This is a genomic window from Sphingomonas pruni NBRC 15498, from assembly GCF_001598455.1.
Taxonomy (GTDB): domain Bacteria; phylum Pseudomonadota; class Alphaproteobacteria; order Sphingomonadales; family Sphingomonadaceae; genus Sphingomonas; species Sphingomonas pruni.
This window is the reverse complement of record NZ_BCYZ01000053.1, coordinates 13,536-32,202: the sequence shown is the minus strand read 5'-3', so window position 1 is coordinate 32,202 and position 18,667 is coordinate 13,536. Positions and strand designations below refer to the sequence as shown.

Here is an 18,667-nt window from a genome sequence, read left to right as displayed (position 1 = left end):
TTTTAGACATGATCAAACTCTCTACCTCCGAACCCGGCTTCGATCGCCAGTTCCAGGCCCTGGTCGACGCGCGGCGTGAAGCCGACAGCGACGTCGCGCGCGACGTCCGCACCATTGTCGCCAGCGTGCGCGACGAAGGCGACGCCGCGGTCCAAGCCTTCACCCGCAAGTTCGACCATCACGATCTCAACGAGACCGGCTGGCGGATCGAACGCGCCGAATGGCTCGCCGCGCACGAAGCGCTGGCGCCCGAGCTGCGCGATGCGCTCGAACTCGCCGCCGAGCGGATCGCCGCTTATCATATCAAGCAGAAGCCGGAGGACCGCGACGAAATCGACGCGGTCGGCGCGCGGCTCGGCGCGCGGTGGCGCGGAGTCGACGCGGCGGGGATCTATGTTCCGGGCGGCCGCGCAGCCTATCCAAGCTCGGTGCTGATGAACGCGATTCCGGCCAAGGTCGCGGGCGTCGAGCGGCTGGTGATGGTCACCCCGACCCCCCATGGCGAGGTCAACCCGCTGGTGCTCGCCGCCGCGCATGTCGCGGGGGTCGACGAGGTCTGGCGAATCGGCGGGGCACAGGCCGTCGCCGCGCTTGCCTATGGCACCGGGCGGATCGCACCGGTCGACGTGGTGTGCGGTCCCGGCAATGCCTGGGTCGCGGAGGCCAAGCGCCAGCTCTACGGCGTGGTCGGGATCGACATGGTCGCCGGCCCGAGCGAGATCGTCGTCGTCGCCGACGGCAAGAACGACCCCAATTGGATCGCCGCCGATCTGTTGAGCCAGGCCGAGCACGACCCGTCGAGCCAGTCGATCCTGTTCACCGACAATGCCGCTCTGGCGCGCGCGGTGGCGGAAGCGGTCGACCTTCAGATCGGCGAACTGGCGACCGCCAAAGTCGCGCGCGCGAGTTGGGACGCGAACGGCGCGATCATCGTGACGGCCGACCTGGTCGAGGCGATGCCGCTGGTCAATCGGCTCGCGCCCGAGCATCTCGAACTCGCCTGCGATGAGGCCGACGCGCTGTTCGACATGGTCAAACATGCCGGATCGGTGTTCATCGGCCGCTACACCCCCGAAGCGGTCGGGGATTATGTCGCCGGGCCCAACCACGTTCTGCCGACCGGCCGCCGTGCACGTTTTTCGAGCGGATTATCGGTGCTCGACTTCATGAAGCGCACCAGCTTTCTCTCGCTCGATCCGGCCTCGCTCGCCGCGATCGGTCCCGCCGCGGTGACCTTGGCCGAAGCCGAAGGCCTGCCCGCTCACGCCCGTTCGGTAGCCCTCCGGCTCGGCTGACCCCTCCACTTTCGACAAGAACCGGTCGACCGGTCTAAAGGCATCACAAATGACGACTCACACCAATTCCCGCACCGCCGGCCGGTCGAAGGCGCGCGCCGCCGCGCGGCTCGCCGCGACCCAGGCGCTCTATCAGCACGACATGGACGGGACGGCCGTCGTGTCGCTGCTCCATGAATTCCACCAGCATCGCCTCGGCGCGACGATCGAGGATGCCGAATATGCCGATGCCGATATCGATTTCTTCGACGATCTGGTGACCGGCGCATTGGCGCGGATCGACGAGATCGATGCGCTGATCTCGGCCAACGTCACCGCCGACTGGAAGATCGAGCGGCTCGACAAATTGATGAAGGCGATCCTGCGCGCCGGAACTTATGAGTTGCTCGCGCGCAAGGACGTCGCGGTCGGCACCGTGATCAACGAATATCTCGATGTCACCGATGCCTTTTACGAACGCCGCGAAAAGGGCTTCGTCAACGGCATACTGGACGGCGTCGCCAAGAGCGCTCGAGCCTAACTGTCGGCGCGGATGGCGGAGATCGTCAACCTCAACCGCGCCCGCAAGGCGAAAGCGCGCGACGAGGCCCAGGCGACCGCCGCCGCGAACCGCGCCGCACACGGCCGCACCAAGGCCGAGAAGCAGGCCGCCAAGGCAGAAGCCGAGCGCCGCGCCCGCAAGCTGGACGGCGCGAAGCGCGAGCCATGACGCGGCGCATGTGAACGAAGCCGATTTCATCGCCGCATTGCGCAAGCTGCCGCTCCATCCGGGCGCGCATGATCTGCGCGACGACAATGCGACGATCGGTGGATGGACCGTCACTACCGACACGATTGTCGAGGGTGTTCATTTCCTGCCCGACGATCCGCCCGGCGACATTGCCTGGAAACTGCTCGCGGTGAATCTGTCCGACCTCGCCGCCAAGGGCGCGCGGATCGAGGGCGTGCTGCTCAATTATCCGCTGTCGAGCGACGATTGGGATCGCGCGTTTCTCGACGGCCTGCGCGCGGCGCTCGAGACGTTCGGCTGTCCGCTGATTGGCGGCGATACCGTGTCGCTTCCCGCGAATGCGCCACGCGTGCTGACGCTGACCGCGATCGGGCGAGACGCACCCGCGCCGCTGCGCTCGGGCGCTCAGGCCGGCGACGAGCTTTGGGTGACGGGGACGATCGGCGATGCCGGCGCGGGCCTGCGGATCGCGCAGGGAGCGCCGGGGCCGCAATCGCTGCTCGCTCGCTATCGCCGCCCGACGCCGCGTCTTGCCGACGGCCTAAGACTGGCTCCGCTCGTCCATGCGATGATGGATGTATCGGACGGATTGCTGATCGATGCCAGCCGCATGGCCGTGGCCTCGGGCCTGGCGGTCACCGTCGAGCTAGCCGCCATACCCCTTTCGGCGGACTATCTCGCTTTCGCGGGTGGCGACATTGCCGCTCACCTCGCCGCAGCGACCGCGGGCGACGATTACGAATTGCTGTTCGCGCTGCCCGCCGGCGAAGAGCCGCCAACCGGCGCAGTCTCGGTCGGCCGTTTCGACGCCGGACGCGGCATCGCGCTGACGTGGCAGGGCGCCTCCGTCCCGCTCCCGGCCCGTCTTGGTTTCCAACACTGACGCCGGGCGTTCCTGGACGCTTGCGCTCGTCCGATCCCCGCTTATACCTCCTGCCCACCTAGGGAAAGCTCGCGGGCGCCGTCCGGCGCTACGCGTCTAAAAGGGGAAGAGGAATGACGATTGTCTATGCGGCCATCGTCTGCGGCCTGATCGCCGTAGTCTATGGCTTCATCACCAGTCAGCAGGTGCTCCGCGCGCCGGCCGGCAACGAGAAGATGCAGGATATCGCCGCCGCCATTCAGGAAGGCGCCAAGGCCTATCTGGGTCGCCAATATACCACCATCGCAATCGTCGGCGTCATCGTCGCCGTGATCCTGTTCTTCACGCTCGGCCTCTTGTCGACCGTGGCGTTCCTGATCGGCGCGGTGCTGTCGGGTATCGCCGGGTTCATCGGCATGAACATCTCGGTTCGCGCCAATGTGCGGACCGCGGAGGCCGCGCGCACCTCACTTCAGGGCGGGCTGACGATGGCGTTCCGCTCGGGCGCGATCACCGGCATGCTGGTGGCGGGTCTCGGCCTGCTCTCGATCGCCGGAATCTTCTGGTACCTGACCGGGGTCAGGCATCTCGAACCGGGCGATCATGAGATCGTCGCCGCGCTGACCGCTTTGGCCTTCGGCGCCTCGCTGATCTCGATCTTCGCGCGTCTGGGCGGCGGTATCTTCACCAAGGCCGCGGACGTCGGCGCCGACCTGGTCGGCAAGGTCGAGGCGGGCATTCCCGAGGACGATCCCCGCAACCCTGCGACGATCGCGGACAATGTCGGCGACAATGTCGGCGATTGCGCCGGCATGGCGGCCGATCTGTTCGAGACCTATGTCGTGACTATCGGCCTGACGATGGTCTCGATCGCGCTGCTGCTGTCGGGAGCACCCAATCTGTTCGCGCTGATGGCCTTGCCGCTGATCGTCGGCGGCGTGTGCATCATCACCTCGATCATCGGCACCTATTTCGTCCGGCTCGGCAAGGGCGAGTCGATCATGGGCGCACTGTACAAGGGGTTCTGGACCACCGTCGTCCTCTCGGCCTTCGCCATCTTCGGCGCCGAGAAATGGGTGCTGGGCGACCTCAACGCCGCGATCGGCACGGTGGGCGACAAGAGCTTCACCGGCATGTCGCTCTTCTATTGCATGCTGATCGGCTTGGCCGTCACCGGCCTGCTGGTGTGGATCACCGAATATTACACCGGCACCAATTATCGCCCGGTCAAGTCGATCGCCAAGGCGTCGACCACCGGCCACGGCACCAACGTCATCCAGGGGCTGGCGATCAGCCTCGAATCGACCGCGCTGCCGACGCTCGTCATCGTCGTCGCGGTGATCGCGACGTACCAGCTGGCCGGGATCATCGGTGTGGCCTTCGCCGCCACTTCGCTGCTCGCGCTCGCCGGCATGGTGGTCGCGCTCGACGCTTACGGCCCGGTAACCGACAATGCCGGCGGCATTGCCGAAATGTCGGGACTGCCCGACGACGTGCGGCACCGTACCGATGCGCTCGACGCGGTGGGCAACACGACCAAGGCCGTGACCAAGGGCTATGCGATCGGCTCGGCCGCGCTCGCGGCGCTGGTGCTGTTCGGCGCCTATACGACCGACCTCGACCGCTATGCGCCGCAGCTCGGCATCGGGACGATCAACTTCCAGTTGAGCAATCCCTATGTCATCGTCGGGCTGCTGCTCGGCGCGCTGCTTCCCTATCTGTTCGGCGCCTTCGGCATGACCGCGGTCGGCCGGGCGGCGGGATCGGTGGTCGAGGACGTCCGCGCCCAGTTCGCGGCCGACAAGGGCATCATGGAAGGGACCAGCCGTCCCAATTACGGCCGCACGGTCGATATCGTGACCAAGGCGGCGATCAAGGAAATGATCGTGCCGTCGCTGCTGCCGGTGCTGAGCCCCGTCGTGGTGTTCTTCGTCATCCAGGCAGTGGCAGGCCGCGATCAGGGCTTCGCCACGGTCGGCGCGATGCTGCTCGGCGTGATCGTCTCCGGCCTGTTCGTCGCCATCTCGATGACGTCGGGCGGTGGTGCCTGGGACAACGCCAAGAAGTATATCGAGGACGGCAATTACGGCGGCAAGGGCTCCGACGCCCATAAGGCCGCGGTCACCGGCGACACCGTGGGCGACCCCTACAAGGATACGGCCGGCCCGGCAGTCAACCCGATGATCAAGATCACCAATATCGTCGCACTTCTGCTGCTCGCGGCGCTGGCCGCGCACGGCGTCGGCTAAGCGATACTGCTCCCATCCGGCCATTGCGCCGGATGGGAGCGGATCGTTCTTTTCGGACATAAAAGTGGATCGGGGGCAGCTTGTCTGCCCCTTTTTCATTGCTAGACTTGGCGCCGGGCACTGGAGGGGGAACCATGTTCGGGCGTATCGTATCGATCGCGGCTGTGGCCGCGCTGTATCCGGCAATCACCGCGGTATCGGCGCAGGACGCCAAGCCGAGCGCGCCGGCGTCGGAGGCAAAGCCGGCACCGGCCAATCCCGGCCCGCCTCCCGCCGCCGCCTTCGCGCAATTACCGTTCATCGAGGCGCCCTCACTGTCGCCGGACGGTACCCGCGTCGCCGCGCGGATCGCGGTCCAGGGCAAGATGCGGCTGGCGATCATCCCGCTGGCCGACACCACGAAGGCCAAATTGCTCGATCCGGGCGATTTCGAACTGATCGGCTGGAAGTGGGTCAACAACGACTGGCTATTGCTCAGCACCGGCGAAATGCAGCCGGTGGAGGGCGATAGCTGGTATGTCAGCCGGGCGTTCGGCGTTCGTGCCGATGGCGGCAAGATCAATGTCCTGGCGACGCCGACGACCGGCCAGAATGGCGCCGACATATTGTGGATCGCGCGCGACGGCAGCCCGCATGCGCTGATCGCGATGCAGAACTCGATCTATATGGACGAGAATTTCTGGCCGCAGGTGCGCGACTTCGACATCTCGACCGGGAAGAGCAAGATCGTCCAAAGTTCGACCACCAATGTAATGGACTGGTATGCCGATACTGCCGGCACCGTGCGGTTGGGCACTGCCTATGACGACGACAGGCGATCCTATCGCACCTTGTACCGTGCCCAGGCCGGCGGGCCGCTGAAACCAATCGAGTGTGCCGTGGCCAAGGGCAGTACGCTCAGCACTTTGCCCGCATTGATCCTGCCGCAATCGGGAAAGGCGATCGCGGTCGACGATGCCGACGGGTTCGACGCGGTCTACGATTTCGATCTCGACACGATGAAGATCGGCGCCAAGATCTTCGATGCGCCCGGCTATGATGTCGGCGCACCGTTTCTCGACCCGACCGGCACGAAAATGATGGGGTTCCAATATACCGACACGCGGACGCGCACGAAATGGCTCGACCCGACCTTGGCGCAGGTCCAGGCCGATCTCGACAAGGCAGTTCCCAATCTGTGGCCCGATATCGTGTCGTGGAGCAACGACCTGAGCGTGTTGATCGTGCACATCGGCGCGGCGGATAGCGCGGGGGCCTATTATCTTTATCGCCCTGCCGACGGGCGAATGTCGGTCTTCGCGACGATCAACGCGACGCTCGGCACCAAGACCTACGCGCCGGTCAAGACCGTCCGGTACACCGCACGCGACGGGACCGAAATGTCCGCGGTGCTGACGCTGCCCAAGGGGCGCGAGGCCAAGAACCTCCCGCTGATCCTGATGCCGCATGGCGGTCCGGCGGTCCGCGACGACGAGGAATGGGATTGGTGGGCTCAGTTCCTGGCGAGCCGTGGTTACGCCGTGCTGCAGCCCAATTATCGCGGCTCGACCGGTTTCGGCACCAAGTTCAACAAGCTTGGCGAAGGCCAATGGGGGCTGAAGATGCAGGACGACCTGGTCGACGCCGTCGGTTGGGCGGCGAAACAGGGAATCGCCGACGCCAAGCGGGTGTGCATCGTCGGTGGTTCCTATGGCGGCTATGCGGCTTTTCGCGCGGCGCAACGCGACAAAGGCATCTATCGCTGCGCGGTGTCCTTCGCCGGCATTTCCGACATGACGGCGATGTTGCGTTATGACGGATCGTTCCTCAACGGCGGCCGAGACAAGGACTATCTCCGCAAGCAAGCGCCCGACCTTAAGGCTGTGTCACCGATCAACTTCGCCCCCGAATTCTCCACGCCGATCCTGATCATGCACGGCAAGGCCGACCAGGTTGTCCCGGTCAAGCAATCGCGCGAGATGGTAGAGAGGCTGAAGGCAGCTGGGGCAACGTATCGCTATGTCGAACAGCCGCTGGGCGACCATCACTTCACTCGCCAGGCCGACCGCCAGCAATTCCTGGAGGAACTTGAGGCGTTCCTGGCAAAGTATAACCCGGCTTGATCGCCAGTTGACGCCTTGCCGGGCTTGATCGAAGGAAGGGGCGCTACCGGTTGCGGTGGCGCTCCTTCCCTTTGCCCCGTGAGGACCCATGGCCGCCTTGTACGACCGCGAAGCCCTTCGCACGCTACTCGCCACGCGCACGCTCAAGCGCGGCGATTTTCTGCTCGTCTCGGGCAAGCGTAGCCGGATCTATTTCAATATGAAGGCGACGATGATGACGCCCGAAGGCGCCGCGCAATGCGCGCGGGGGCTGTTGTCGGTGCTCGACGGGCTCGATGCCGATTACGTCGCGGGGCTGGAGATGGGCGCGGTACCGCTGCTGGGCGGGATCGCGGCGCTGAGCTGGGACGTCGGCCGGCCAATCGGCGCGGTGTTCGTGCGCAAGGCGGCCAAGGCACATGGCACGTCGCTGATGGTCGAGGGGCTCGACGATGCCGGCGGTGAGACGTTGCAGGGCAAGCATGTCGTGCTGATCGACGACGTCGCGACCAGCGGCGGGTCGATCCTGAAGGCTGCCGATCAGATCGAGGCGGCGGGCGGGATCATGAAGGATGCGATCGTCATCCTCGATCGCGAACAAGGGGCGGACGCCAATCTCAAGGAGCGCGGCATCACGCTACACGCGCTGTTCACCGCGACCGATCTCGGCGTGACCGAAGAGGACAAGAAGCCGCTGGATTGAAATCCGTCGCCCCGGCGCAGGCCGGGGCCTCTGGCCGTATCGCAACTCTCCAGCGATCCCGGCCTTCGCCGGGATGACGGCTATTTCCAGTTGGTCGCCGACCGCGCCTGCTCTTCCAGCCAGGCCATCGCCGCGAACCATGGACCGCCGCCATAGCTGATCCGCGCGACGCCTGCATCGGCGAGCGCGCGCGAATCGACGTCGCCGCCCCCAGGCAGGACATTGACCAGCGCGCCGGTCCGTTTGACGATCTGCTCGATCGCCGCGACATCGCGGAGGAACGGGACGAAGATGCCGCTCGCGCCTGCCGCCAGATAGGCGGCGGCGCGATCGATCGTCTCGTCGAGCGTCGACGCGCCCTGCTGTTCGGCCGGCGTACGGATGTAGAGGTCGATCCGCGCGTTGATGAAGAAGGCATCGCCCGCCCCCTTGCGCGCCGCGGCGACGCGATCGGCCTGGGTCGCGATCGGATAGACACCCTCGCCGCCGATCACCGAATCCTCGAAATTGCAGCCGACCGCGCCGGTCGCGGCGAGACCGGCCAGATTGGCGGTGATCCCCGCCGCATCACGGGCATATCCGCTCTCGAAGTCGATCGACACCGGGACATCGACGACGTTCATGATCCGCTTCGCATTGTCGAAGACCAGGTCGAGCGGGACTTCCTCACCGTCGCCGAAGCCGAGCGATCCGGCGGCGCCGTAGCTGCCGGTCGCGATCGCCTTGGCGCCCGCCTTGGCGATCGCCACCGCGCTGCCCGGATCCCAGCAATTGTAGATGATCAGCGGGTCGCCTGGGACGTGGAGCGCGGCGAAAGTTTCGTAGGTGGACAAGGCGATTCTCCCGGGAAGGAATGAACGTTTGTTGCCAATTTGTTCCAAACCCGTCAACCATTCGTCTCTAAAATCCTCCCCATCGAATATGGGGAAGGGGGACCATTTGCATCAGCAAATGGTGGCGGGGAAAATCCCGTCCTCGCCGCTGCGCGGCTGCGGCCCCTCCACCGCCTTCGGCGGTCCCCCTCCCCAAGCAAGCTTGGGGAGGATTTGATTAGTGAACGAACCGCGCGACCACGTCGCGATAGCTGCGGCTGACCTTCACCTGGCCGCCCGAGTCGAGCACCAGGAAGCATTCGCCATTGGTGTGCGGCTTGACCTGACGAACAAGGTCGAGGTTGACGATGGTCGAGCGGTGCACGCGCTGGAAGCGGCGCGGATCGAGGCGCTTTTCCAGGTCTTTCATCGTCTGGCGCAGGATCAGCGTATTGTCGCCGGTCTTGATGCACATGTAATCGCCCGCCGCCTCGACCACTTCGATCGTGTCGACGTCGACGCGGAAGATCTTGCCGCGATCCTTGATGTTGATGAGCTTTTCGAAGCGGTTGGACGACACCTCGCCGCCATCGGCGATTTCCTCGGCCGCTTCCGGCGCGACCTCGGCCAGCGCTTCCTTGTACTTCTCGACTTCCTCGGCGGTGCGCTTCTCCGCAAGCCGCTGGCGGACGCGGTCGAGCGTGTCGGCTAGGCGCGATTCCTCGACCGGCTTCACGAGATAATCGGTCGCCTGCGCCTCGAACGCGCGGATGGCGTGGTCGGAATAAGCGGTGACGAAGACGAACAGCGGCGGTTCGACCTCCATCAGACCCTGGATCACCGAGAAGCCGTCGAATCCCGGCATCTGGATATCGAGAAACACCAGATCGGGCTTATTGGTCTTGATACTGCGGATCGCCTCGCGCCCATTGGCGCAACGGTCGATGATCTCGACATCGTCATGCGCCTGAAGGCGGAGTTCGAGCCCCTGGATCGCGAGCGCTTCGTCGTCCACCAGGATAGTTCGTATGGTCATGCGGCCTCTCTATTCGGATCTTCCAACTGGTACGGAATCTCGATCTCCACAGCAAAGCCGCCCCCTGGTGTAGACCGAGCATCGAAACGGTGGTCAGGTCCGTACGCCTGTGCCAACCGATCTCTTATATTGGCGAGCCCCACGCCGGTTGAAAGGCTCGGCCCTAACTTGCTCTCGATCAAGCCAGGGCCGGTGTCGGACACGGTGATCCGGACGCGTTCGCCGACGAGACGTGCCGAAACTGCGATTTCCGCCCCCTCCTCGCTTGGCGTGACCGCATATTTGATCGCGTTTTCGACCAAAGGCTGGAGCAACAGCGAGGGCAAGCGCGCGCGTTCGGCGCGGGGATCGATCTCGAATACCGGGCGCAGGCGCTTTTCGAACCGCATCTTCTCGATCTCGAGATAGAGTTTGAGCGTGTGCACCTCCTGCGCCACCGTCACGTTCGCGGTCGGCTCGTAGATCAAGGTGAAGCGCAGGAAATCGGCCAGCCGCGACAGCATCGCATTGGCGCGCTCGGTTTCCTTGAGCAGCACCAGGGTCGAGATCGAATTGAGCGTGTTGAACAGGAAATGCGGGTTGAGCTGATAGCGCAGCATCGCCAGCTGCGCCGACGACGCCTGGTTGCCGAGCACCAGCAGCTGGTCCGCTTGCTGTTCGACGATCAGATAGAAATTGATCCCGAAATAAAGCGCCGACCAGCCCGCGAGCACGGTGAAATTGAGGAACAGCTGACCGAACACCAAGCCGAAATTGAGGCCCGGATTGTCCTTCATGATGCTGTAGGAGAAGCCGTTGAGCACCGCCGCCAGGAACGTCGCGCCGGCCAGCGTCACCACCGTCAACAGGATCGCGCTGATCCGCGGCAGCCGCCGGTAATAGCCATAGAGCGTCGAAAGCAGCAGGGTGATGCAATAGCCGACGATCGATTCGATGATCCCCGGAATCAATGCCGTCATCGGCGCGCCGTTGGACACCGACGACACTGAACGAAGGAGGAGGTAACCGCCCCAGCCGACGCCCTGCAGGGTCCAGAAGGCGCGGCTCTTGTCCTCGAAGAACGGGCGCGAAAAGATCGCGGGCGTCCAGAAGGGGCGCTTCTGGTCCGTCAATGCGGTGTCGGCCGGCGCCGGCGCGGGGGGCGAAATCGTGGCCATTGGGCTGGTCCCTTTATACGCGCTGGCCAAAGCGCGCAAAGCCGGCGGTGTCGAGCGATCGTTTCGGCAGGAATACTTATAGCCTTGGCGGCGTCTCTTACCTTAAGAGCAGCTCCGCAATGAATCCCGCCAACCATCGCCACGACATGCGACGCCGCTTCGGCTGGCTGTTGTTGCTGGTGGCTGCGTTGCTGGCGCGCAGCGTCGCTCCCGAAGGGTGGATGCCGGTGGTCAACGCCGCCGGCGGGATCGAGATCACCGTCTGTAACGGCACCGGACCCGACGACACCATGGTGTTGTCGCCCGACGGCAAGCTGCATCATAAGGTACCGGGCAAGAGCCAGTCCAGCGACCATGTTTGCGCCTTTGCGGGGCTCGGCGTGGCCGACGCGCCGCCGACACTGGTTGCGCTCGCCGCGCCGATCTTGGCTCCCGACGGCGCGCCGGCACTCGATCCGATCGAGGCCATCCCGGGCCGCGGCCTTGCCGCTCCCCCGCCTCCCGCCACCGGACCGCCCTCCCTCGCCTGAACCGACGCTGCCTTTGGCAGCTTGAGCGATTCAGCAAGGGGAATGATTGTGACTAATGCCAAGCGCACCCTGTGGTGCGCCCCGCTCGCCGTGATGGCGAGCGCCATCGCGCTGCCAGCGCATGCCGCCGACGATTCCGCACCGGGAGACGATCACCGCGACGACATATTGATCACCGCGCAACGCCAGCAACAGACGATCGAGAACGCGCCCTCCACCCGCGCGTCGATCGACGCCGGCACGATCGCGCGGACGGTCAATGCGATGAACGTCGAGGACGTGATCAAATATCTGCCCAGCCTGATCGTGCGCAAACGCCATATCGGCGACACCCAGGCGCCGCTGGCGACGCGCACCGCCGGCCTGGGCGCCAGCGCGCGCAGCCTGATCTATGCCGACGGCGCGTTGCTCTCGGCGTTGATCGGCAACAACAACACGTCGGCGAGTCCGCGCTGGAGCGCCGTCAGCCCGCAGGAAGTCACGCGCATCGACGTGCTGTACGGTCCGTTTTCGGCGGCCTATCCGGGCAATTCGATCGGCGCGGTGGTCAATATCACCACGCGCCTGCCCGACCAGCTCGAGGCGACGGCGACGGCAGGCGTGAGCGTCCAGACCTATGACCTGTACGGGCGGCGCGATACCTATCCCGCCTATCAGGCCGGGCTGACGATCGGCGATCGGTTCGGGCCGCTGGCGGTGTTCGCGAGCTATGATCACGTGACGAGCCACAGCCAGCCGATCAGCTATGTCAGCGGCGCGCCCGGCAATGGCGTGACCGGCGCGGTTCCCGACCGCAACAAGCTCGGCCAGCCGATCCAGATCCTTGGCGCAGGTGGGATGGAGGATCAGGGGCAGGACCGGCTCAAGCTCAAGGCCGCGCTCGACCTCACCAGGGATATCCGCCTCACCTATGTCGGCGGCCTGTTCCTCAACCGCACCAATGGCAGCGCGGAAAGCTATTTGACGGCGACCGTGACCGGCCTGCCGGTCTATCCGTCCAGCTCGTTCGCCAGCGGCACCTACCTCACGCGCCAGCGTCACTGGTCGCACGCGCTGTCGCTGAGCGGCACGGGCGGCGGGCTCGACTGGCAAGTGATCTGGACGCGATATCGTTTCGCCGACGACGAACAGCGCACACCAACCGGGTCGCTACCGGCCGCCCTTTCGGGTGGCGCGGGCAACATCACGCGCCTTGATGGTACCGGCTGGGACACACTGGATGCCAAGGCCGCCTGGAGCCGCGGTGGTAACGCGCTGAGCGCCGGCGCGCATTGGGACCGTTTCGAAATCGCGAGCAACCGCTACGCGACGGCCGACTGGATCAAGGGGGCAGCGGGTGCGCTCAACCAGCGATCGCTCGGCAAGACGCGTACCGTGGCCTTGTGGGTGCAGGACGCGTGGACGATCCTCCCCGCCGTCACGGTGACGGTCGGTGGCCGCTATGAATCGTGGCATGCCTATGGCGGGGTCAATTTCTCCGCCTCGCCGGCGGTATCGACCATCCAGCCATCGCGCAGCACGGCCCGCTTCTCGCCCAAGGCATCGCTGGCGTGGAGGCCGGCGGACAGATGGAAAGTCACTCTCTCCTATGGCGATGCCTGGCGCTTTCCGACGGTCGGCGAGCTGTATCAGCTGGTCACCAGCGGGACCGTCGGCGCCGTGCCGAACCCGAACCTGAAGCCCGAACATGCACGTTCCGAAGAACTCGCGCTGGAACGCGTCGATTCGAAAGGGTCGTTCCGACTATCGCTGTTCAACGAAATCGTGACCGACGCGCTGATCTCGCAGACTGGTACGCTGACGCTGCCGGGCGGGGGCACGCTGGCGGCGAACTTCGTCCAGAATGTCGATCGCACGCGCGCGCGCGGGGTAGAATTCGCGTTCGTCCGCACCGACCTGATCCCGCGTTTCGATCTTTCGGGCAGCGTCACTTACGCCGACGCGACGACGCGCGCCGATCCTGGCCTGCCTGCCGCGATCGGCAAGCTGATCCCGACCGTACCGCGCTGGAAAGCGACCGCGCTGGCGACCTGGCGTCCGGTCGACGGCGTGTCGCTATCGGCGGCGGCGCGCTATTCGAGCCGGCTCTACGGCTCGCTCGACAATAGCGACGTGAACGGGAACACCTATCAGGGTTTCTACAAGTTCTTCGTCGTCGACCTGCGCGCGCAATTCGTCGTCACGAAGAATTACGTGCTCGGGCTGGGCGTGGATAATGTCAACAATGACAAATACTTCCTGTTCCACCCCTTCCCGCAGCGCAGCTTCCACGCCGACCTGACGGTCAAGCTGTGAGCGTCCGGCCACCCGGCTCGCGCTGGTACAACGCCGTGTGGCGCTGGCACTTCTACGCGGGACTGTTCTGCGTCCCGTTCGTGCTGTGGCTGGCGATCACCGGCAGCATCTATGCCTGGCGGCCGCAGATCGAGGCGTGGCTCGACCGGCCTTACGATTCGCTCATCCCCAGCGCGACCCGCGCGACACCCGAGGCGATCGCCGCCGCGGCAATGCGGGCTGTGCCGGGATCGCGACTGCACAAATACGAATTGCCGCAATCGGCCAGGTCGGCCGTGCGCGTCCTGGTCGGGACGAGCGCGGGGGATCGGCGCGTGTATGTCGATCCCTACAGACTGACCGTCCTCGGCGTCGTGAGCGAAGACCAACGGCCGATGCAGATCGTGTCGCACCTCCACGGCGAGCTGCTCGCGGGCGCCTGGGGCAGCTATATCGTCGAGATCGCCGCCTGTTGGACGCTCGTGATGATCCTGACCGGCCTCTATCTCTGGTGGCCGCGCGGGCGGAAGGGATTGGCCGGCGTGCTCTATCCGCGTCCGTCGGGCGGCCGCCGATTGTTCTGGCGCGATCTGCACGCGGTGACCGGAATCTGGGTATCGCTGTTCGCACTGTTCGTGGTTACCACCGGCCTGCCCTGGGCCAAGGCCTGGGGCAGCTATTTCAAGGAGATACGAACGTTCACCGGCACGCTCGACGGCCCGGTCGACTGGACGATCGGGGGCCGCAAGCAGACGGACGACCCGATGCTCGGCGAGCATGCCGGCCATATGGGTATGGCAATGGCGCATCAGGGCGCCCGGCCCGGAGAGCTGAATCGCACCGTCGTCGCGGCGACCGCGTTGCACTTCGCGCCTCCCGTTTTGGTGTCGTCGCCGGGCAAGGAACCGCACCGCTGGACGGTCGCGTCCGACGCCGCGGATCGGCCGCTGCGTGCCCAGGCGGTGGTCGACGGCGCGACCGGCGCCGTGCTCGGCCGCAAGGACTTCGCCGAGCGCCACTGGGTCGACCGCGCGGTCGGCTATGGCATCGCCACGCATGAGGGCCAGTTGTTCGGTATCGTCAACCAAGTGCTGATCACCCTCGGCGCGCTGATGCTGATGACGCTGAGCATATCGGGAGCGATCTCGTGGTGGCGGCGGCGCCCGTCGGGACGGCTCGGCGCGCCCTTGCCGCTCTCGCGCCCGCGCTTTGGTGGAGTGCTGATCGCTGCGATCGTTGCGCTCGGGATCATGATGCCGCTGTTCGGGGTGTCGCTGCTCGTTGTGCTCGCGGCGGAACGCTGCTTCCGCAGGCAGACAGGGGCAAGGGATTCGTTGGGACTGAGAGTAGTCGGAATGTGAGCCTATCCATCGCGTGGACAATGATCTCGGTATTGGCTTCGATGAGGCTGACGAGGATAGATCGGCCTATTCAATCCATTGCCACGACGCTCCGACCGATCGATCGGCTCTGAAGCAACAAAAAAGGCCGCCGTCCCGGAGGACGGCGGCCGATTTCTTGCCCGCAGGCGGCGCGATCAGAAGGTGAAGCGCGCGCCGACGCGGATCGCGTAGAGCGATACCGCCGTGCTGAGCGTCTGGTTCGGGCTCTTGAAGCTCGAATAACGATATTTCACGCACCCGTTGGCCGGATTGGTCGCGGTGCCTACCGCGCCGCTAAGCGGCGTACCGGCCGCATTGGCGCATTGCACCGTGACGATCGATGCGACCGGCGGGAAGCCAATCTGATATAGCCCACCCCAATTCTTGTTGAGCAGGTTCGGCAAGTTGTTGATGTCGGCGAACAACGTAATGCGCGACTTGCCTACGAACGTGGGGATTTCCTGTTCGAGGTGCAGGTCGATCTGGGTGAACGGCTTCAGACGTGCGATGTTCTTCGGCGCGATCTGTCCGCGATACTTCGACAGATTGGTGCTGTTGATGAACGAATCGAGCGCATTTTTCGTCGCATCGCTATCATAGCTCACCAGGGCGTCGGTGGAGCTGGTAGGCACGTACAGCAAATTCGTGCCGACGCTGCTCGTCAGCGAGGTACCGAACACCGGTGAGCGCACCGTGTTCGAGTCGAGCATGGTGTAGCTGTACGGGCGTCCCGCACGCGTCTCGCCGAACAGCTGGATCGCGGTACGGTAATCGCCGAAGAACGCGTGATCGAAGCCGATGCTGTACTTGAACGACCATTTGATCTCGTTGTCCGAGATCCCATAAGTGGGGAAGTTTGGATCGGCACCGAACAGCTGATAGCGATAGTTCGAGTTGATCGTCGAGGACGTCGCCGAGCTCACGTCCTTGACGCTCTGACGAGTATAGCTGCCGAAGAGCGACAAGCCCCAGTCGAACGTCTTGGAGACACGGAAGACGCCGATATGGCTGCGCCCCTTCGTCGTGTTGGTGACGAGGATATCGTAATTGTTGTCGTTGGTTGCGATCTGCGACTGGTAGCGCGGCCGGCCATCAGGAAGCGTGCCGACGACCATCGATCGCGCGTCTGTGAAGACCACGCCTTCGAGAGTCTTGCCGTAATAATAATCGAGGCCAACGTCGAAACCGAAGAGTTTGTAGTCAGCCGAAAGCGTCGCCTTTAGCGACTTCGGAAGTTTGAAGTCCGGCGCAAGGGCGCCGGTATTGGTACGCGGCAGCGACGTACTCCCGGACGGGTTGCTTGCCGCCGCGGCAACAGCGGCGGGAATCTGACCCGTCACACCGTTGAGCGCCAGATCGCATAGCGAACCGGCGGTGTTGCAGGTCGCGTCGCGGTTCACCGAGATGGAGTTGGTCGTGATGGTGTTCGAGAAGCTATTCGACAGATAGATATCCGGCGAACCGCCCGCGAACACGCCCACACCGCCGCGAACGCGAAGCCGGCTGGCGGTCGGCTTGTAATTGAAGCTGACGCGCGGCTCGAAGGTAACCTGGCCCTTATAGGTCTTGAGGTTGGTGAAGCCCTCCCGGTCCGAGAAATACGGATTGAGCACCGGATAGTTGTTCATCGCGTACATCGTGCCGCGAGCGCCGGCAGTGACGGTCAGCGCATCGCTGACCTTCCATTCGTCCTGCAGGCCGAGGACATATTTGGTGTAATGGAAATCGGCTGCCGCACCGAGCGGATTGCCGCCGATGACCGCTGCGTAGGACAGGCTGTTGGCCTTGCCGGCCTGGAAATCGGCAAGCGAGTCGAAATACCACGCACCTAGGCTGTTTGGCACAAAGTTGTTGAAGGTCCGATTCTCAGTTGCCTCGAAGAGCCCCTGAAGCTTATGGCCGCCGGAATTGTAGCGCAGCAGCAACTGGCCCGACCAGGTGTCAAAGAACAACTGGTTGGTCTGGCGGAAATTATCTGGGCCGAAATTTAGCCTGGGCACGCCGCTCGTGCACCCCGTCGCGGCTCCAGTAGAGGTTGCGTCGTTGCAAACCGTGAACATGCCGTTGGGACGCCCACCAAGAGGCTCCTGACCGCGGCGGTTCCACTTGTAGATGACGCGCGCTTCGCTCGAGAATTTGTCCGACCAATCCGCGTTCCACTGCAAGATGCCCGCTCGCAGCAGTTCCGACAATGTATAAGCGTTAGTGCTCAACCCATATTGCGGGGTGGACGAGGACGTCGACGTGTTATTCGGGCTGACCTGCACGTCATACGAATTGATGTATGAGAACGAAAGGCGCTGGCCCTCGATCGGGTTGAAATCGATACGGCCAACGATCTTCTCGTCCTTGCGCGGGTTGACCGTCAGGACGGACCCCGCTTCGACGTTATACTTCGTCTTGGCGATGCCGGTGATATTGTCGATGATTCCCTGAGTCAGCCCGGGCACCTGCGGCGCCAGCGTGCTGAACGGACGCGGATCCGTGTTGCGCTCGCCGGAGACCATGAAGAACAGAACGTTGGGGATAATCGGGCCACTCAAAGTCGCGCCATAGGTCTTCGAGGTGAACTTGGGCAGGGCGACCTTATTGTTCTTGATCTGATCGCCCGACAGGTTGTCGGTGTTGATCGAGTAGAAGCCCGTGCCGTGGAACTTGTTCGTGCCCGACTTCAGAACGGTGTCGACCGCGCCACCCTGGAAGTCTGACTGACGGAAATCGTAAGGTGCGATCGAGACCGAGACCTGCGACAGCGCGTCGAAGGGCACCGGACCGCGGATCGTCGGGCTGGCATCCTGGTTGAGACCGAACGTATCGCCGACCGTAACGCCATTAATCGTAAAGCGATTGAAGCGCGGGTTCACGCCGCCGAAGCTGACCGCGCCGCCACGGTCGCCGGAGTTGCTGAGGTCGATCGACGCGAACGGATCGCGGCGCTCGATATCGCGCACGTCTCGATTGACCGACGCAACCTTGCTGATGTCCTTCGCGGTCAGGACCGACTGCGGGCCGTCGGACGTCACACCCGCGCCTTTGATCGAACTCGCCGTGATCACGATGTCGTTGGCGGTCGATTGATTCGCAGCAAGTTCAATCGGCAGTTGGAAGGTCTGCTGCACGACGGTGTAGACGTCGGTAACAGTCTTGCTACCGTCGCCACTGGTCACTTCCACGGTATAGGGGCCGCCCGGCAATAGACCGGATGCGCTGAAGTTGCCGTTCGCATCGGTCGTAACCGTGGTACTCGAATTGTTACCGGTGTTCGTAATCTTGACGTTCGCGCCGGCCACGGGTGCGCCACTGTTGGTGACGGTTCCGCTGATCGCGGAGGTTGTTTCCTGCGCGCTCGCCGCAGCAGGCATGATAATGGCGGCCGCAGCTACGCCAATGAACAGATGATTCCGCATGATTTCCCCTTTGAGGCGCGAGTCGCTTTACGCGCGGCGTTATTTCGCCGTCGCGTGCGCCATTGGAGCCAGAATATTTCGGTTAGATGACAACGCAAGAGCGCGGTAATTTTACTGTGGATTAAGCCATGCTGCGTTGCAAAAAAGCA

General features: G+C 64.2%; 14 protein-coding genes. 10 read left to right on the top strand and 4 right to left on the bottom strand.

The features are described from left to right. Positions 1–8 precede the first annotated feature (8 nt). The 7 genes from hisD to pyrE all read left to right on the top strand — a co-directional run bounded on the left by hisD (position 9) and on the right by pyrE (position 7,920). Positions 9–1,295 (top strand): histidinol dehydrogenase, encoded by a 1,287-nt coding sequence (gene hisD / locus SPR01S_RS15165; RefSeq protein WP_066590815.1) that lies wholly within the window; start codon positions 9–11, stop codon positions 1,293–1,295. Between the two features lie 49 nt (positions 1,296–1,344). After that, the gene (nusB, locus tag SPR01S_RS15160) at positions 1,345–1,815 is read left to right on the top strand and encodes a transcription antitermination factor NusB (RefSeq protein ID WP_066590813.1); all 471 of its coding nucleotides are present in this window, start codon (positions 1,345–1,347) and stop codon (positions 1,813–1,815) included. A gap of 12 nt (positions 1,816–1,827) precedes the next feature. Next, a complete protein-coding gene (locus tag SPR01S_RS21290; protein ID WP_084251221.1) occupies positions 1,828–2,004 on the top strand; it encodes a DUF4169 family protein in 177 nt (58 codons plus the stop codon). A 10-nt stretch (positions 2,005–2,014) separates the two neighbouring features. Next, a complete protein-coding gene (gene thiL / locus SPR01S_RS15155) occupies positions 2,015–2,908 on the top strand; it encodes a thiamine-phosphate kinase (RefSeq protein WP_066590811.1) in 894 nt (297 codons plus the stop codon). Positions 2,909–3,021: 113 nt separating this feature from the next. Then, positions 3,022–5,136, top strand: coding sequence for a sodium-translocating pyrophosphatase (locus SPR01S_RS15150; protein ID WP_066590809.1), 2,115 nt, complete (start codon positions 3,022–3,024; stop codon positions 5,134–5,136). A 134-nt stretch (positions 5,137–5,270) separates the two neighbouring features. Then, complete coding sequence (locus SPR01S_RS15145; protein ID WP_066590807.1) at positions 5,271–7,238, top strand: alpha/beta hydrolase family protein; 1,968 nt, start codon at positions 5,271–5,273, stop codon at positions 7,236–7,238. An 88-nt stretch (positions 7,239–7,326) separates the two neighbouring features. After that, positions 7,327–7,920, top strand: a complete 594-nt coding sequence (pyrE, locus tag SPR01S_RS15140; RefSeq protein ID WP_066590803.1) for an orotate phosphoribosyltransferase — start codon at positions 7,327–7,329, stop codon at positions 7,918–7,920. Positions 7,921–8,000: 80 nt separating this feature from the next. On the opposite strand, the gene SPR01S_RS15135 is transcribed toward pyrE, so the two are convergent. From SPR01S_RS15135 to SPR01S_RS15125, 3 genes are all read right to left on the bottom strand, one after another. Then, the gene (locus SPR01S_RS15135) at positions 8,001–8,753 is read right to left on the bottom strand and encodes an isocitrate lyase/PEP mutase family protein (RefSeq protein ID WP_066590801.1); all 753 of its coding nucleotides are present in this window, start codon (positions 8,751–8,753) and stop codon (positions 8,001–8,003) included. A 217-nt stretch (positions 8,754–8,970) separates the two neighbouring features. Next, positions 8,971–9,768: a LytR/AlgR family response regulator transcription factor gene (locus SPR01S_RS15130; protein ID WP_066590799.1), complete on the bottom strand. Its 798-nt coding sequence runs from the start codon at positions 9,766–9,768 to the stop codon at positions 8,971–8,973. Then, positions 9,765–10,925: a sensor histidine kinase gene (locus tag SPR01S_RS15125; protein WP_084251219.1), complete on the bottom strand. Its 1,161-nt coding sequence runs from the start codon at positions 10,923–10,925 to the stop codon at positions 9,765–9,767. The genes SPR01S_RS15130 and SPR01S_RS15125 overlap by 4 nt, the downstream gene beginning before the upstream one ends. Positions 10,926–11,044: 119 nt before the next feature. Between SPR01S_RS15125 and SPR01S_RS15120 the strand changes: the two genes are divergently transcribed. The 3 genes from SPR01S_RS15120 to SPR01S_RS15110 are packed head-to-tail and all read left to right on the top strand — an operon-like array spanning position 11,045 to position 15,090. Continuing rightward, positions 11,045–11,455 (top strand): DUF2946 family protein, encoded by a 411-nt coding sequence (locus SPR01S_RS15120; protein WP_066590798.1) that lies wholly within the window; start codon positions 11,045–11,047, stop codon positions 11,453–11,455. A 48-nt stretch (positions 11,456–11,503) separates the two neighbouring features. After that, positions 11,504–13,750: a TonB-dependent receptor gene (locus tag SPR01S_RS15115; protein ID WP_066590818.1), complete on the top strand. Its 2,247-nt coding sequence runs from the start codon at positions 11,504–11,506 to the stop codon at positions 13,748–13,750. After that, positions 13,747–15,090: a PepSY-associated TM helix domain-containing protein gene (locus SPR01S_RS15110; protein ID WP_066590793.1), complete on the top strand. Its 1,344-nt coding sequence runs from the start codon at positions 13,747–13,749 to the stop codon at positions 15,088–15,090. The genes SPR01S_RS15115 and SPR01S_RS15110 overlap by 4 nt, the downstream gene beginning before the upstream one ends. Before the next feature lie 176 nt (positions 15,091–15,266). Here the strand turns inward: SPR01S_RS15110 and SPR01S_RS15105 are convergent, their stop codons facing one another. After that, the gene (locus SPR01S_RS15105) at positions 15,267–18,518 is read right to left on the bottom strand and encodes a TonB-dependent receptor (RefSeq protein ID WP_066590791.1); all 3,252 of its coding nucleotides are present in this window, start codon (positions 18,516–18,518) and stop codon (positions 15,267–15,269) included. Positions 18,519–18,667 lie beyond the last annotated feature (149 nt).

Excerpts from the sequence above, each read along its gene's own strand:
- SPR01S_RS15105 (WP_066590791.1), bottom strand. The coding sequence starts at position 18,518 with ATGCGGAATCATCTGTTCATTGGCGTAGCTGCGGCCGCCATTATCATG.
- pyrE (WP_066590803.1), top strand. The coding sequence starts at position 7,327 with ATGGCCGCCTTGTACGACCGCGAAGCCCTTCGCACGCTACTCGCCACG.
- SPR01S_RS21290 (WP_084251221.1), top strand. The coding sequence starts at position 1,828 with ATGGCGGAGATCGTCAACCTCAACCGCGCCCGCAAGGCGAAAGCGCGC.
- SPR01S_RS15150 (WP_066590809.1), top strand. The coding sequence starts at position 3,022 with ATGACGATTGTCTATGCGGCCATCGTCTGCGGCCTGATCGCCGTAGTC.
- SPR01S_RS15145 (WP_066590807.1), top strand. The coding sequence starts at position 5,271 with ATGTTCGGGCGTATCGTATCGATCGCGGCTGTGGCCGCGCTGTATCCG.
- hisD (WP_066590815.1), top strand. The coding sequence starts at position 9 with ATGATCAAACTCTCTACCTCCGAACCCGGCTTCGATCGCCAGTTCCAG.
- SPR01S_RS15120 (WP_066590798.1), top strand. The coding sequence starts at position 11,045 with ATGAATCCCGCCAACCATCGCCACGACATGCGACGCCGCTTCGGCTGG.
- nusB (WP_066590813.1), top strand. The coding sequence starts at position 1,345 with ATGACGACTCACACCAATTCCCGCACCGCCGGCCGGTCGAAGGCGCGC.
- SPR01S_RS15130 (WP_066590799.1), bottom strand. The coding sequence starts at position 9,768 with ATGACCATACGAACTATCCTGGTGGACGACGAAGCGCTCGCGATCCAG.
- SPR01S_RS15125 (WP_084251219.1), bottom strand. The coding sequence starts at position 10,925 with ATGGCCACGATTTCGCCCCCCGCGCCGGCGCCGGCCGACACCGCATTG.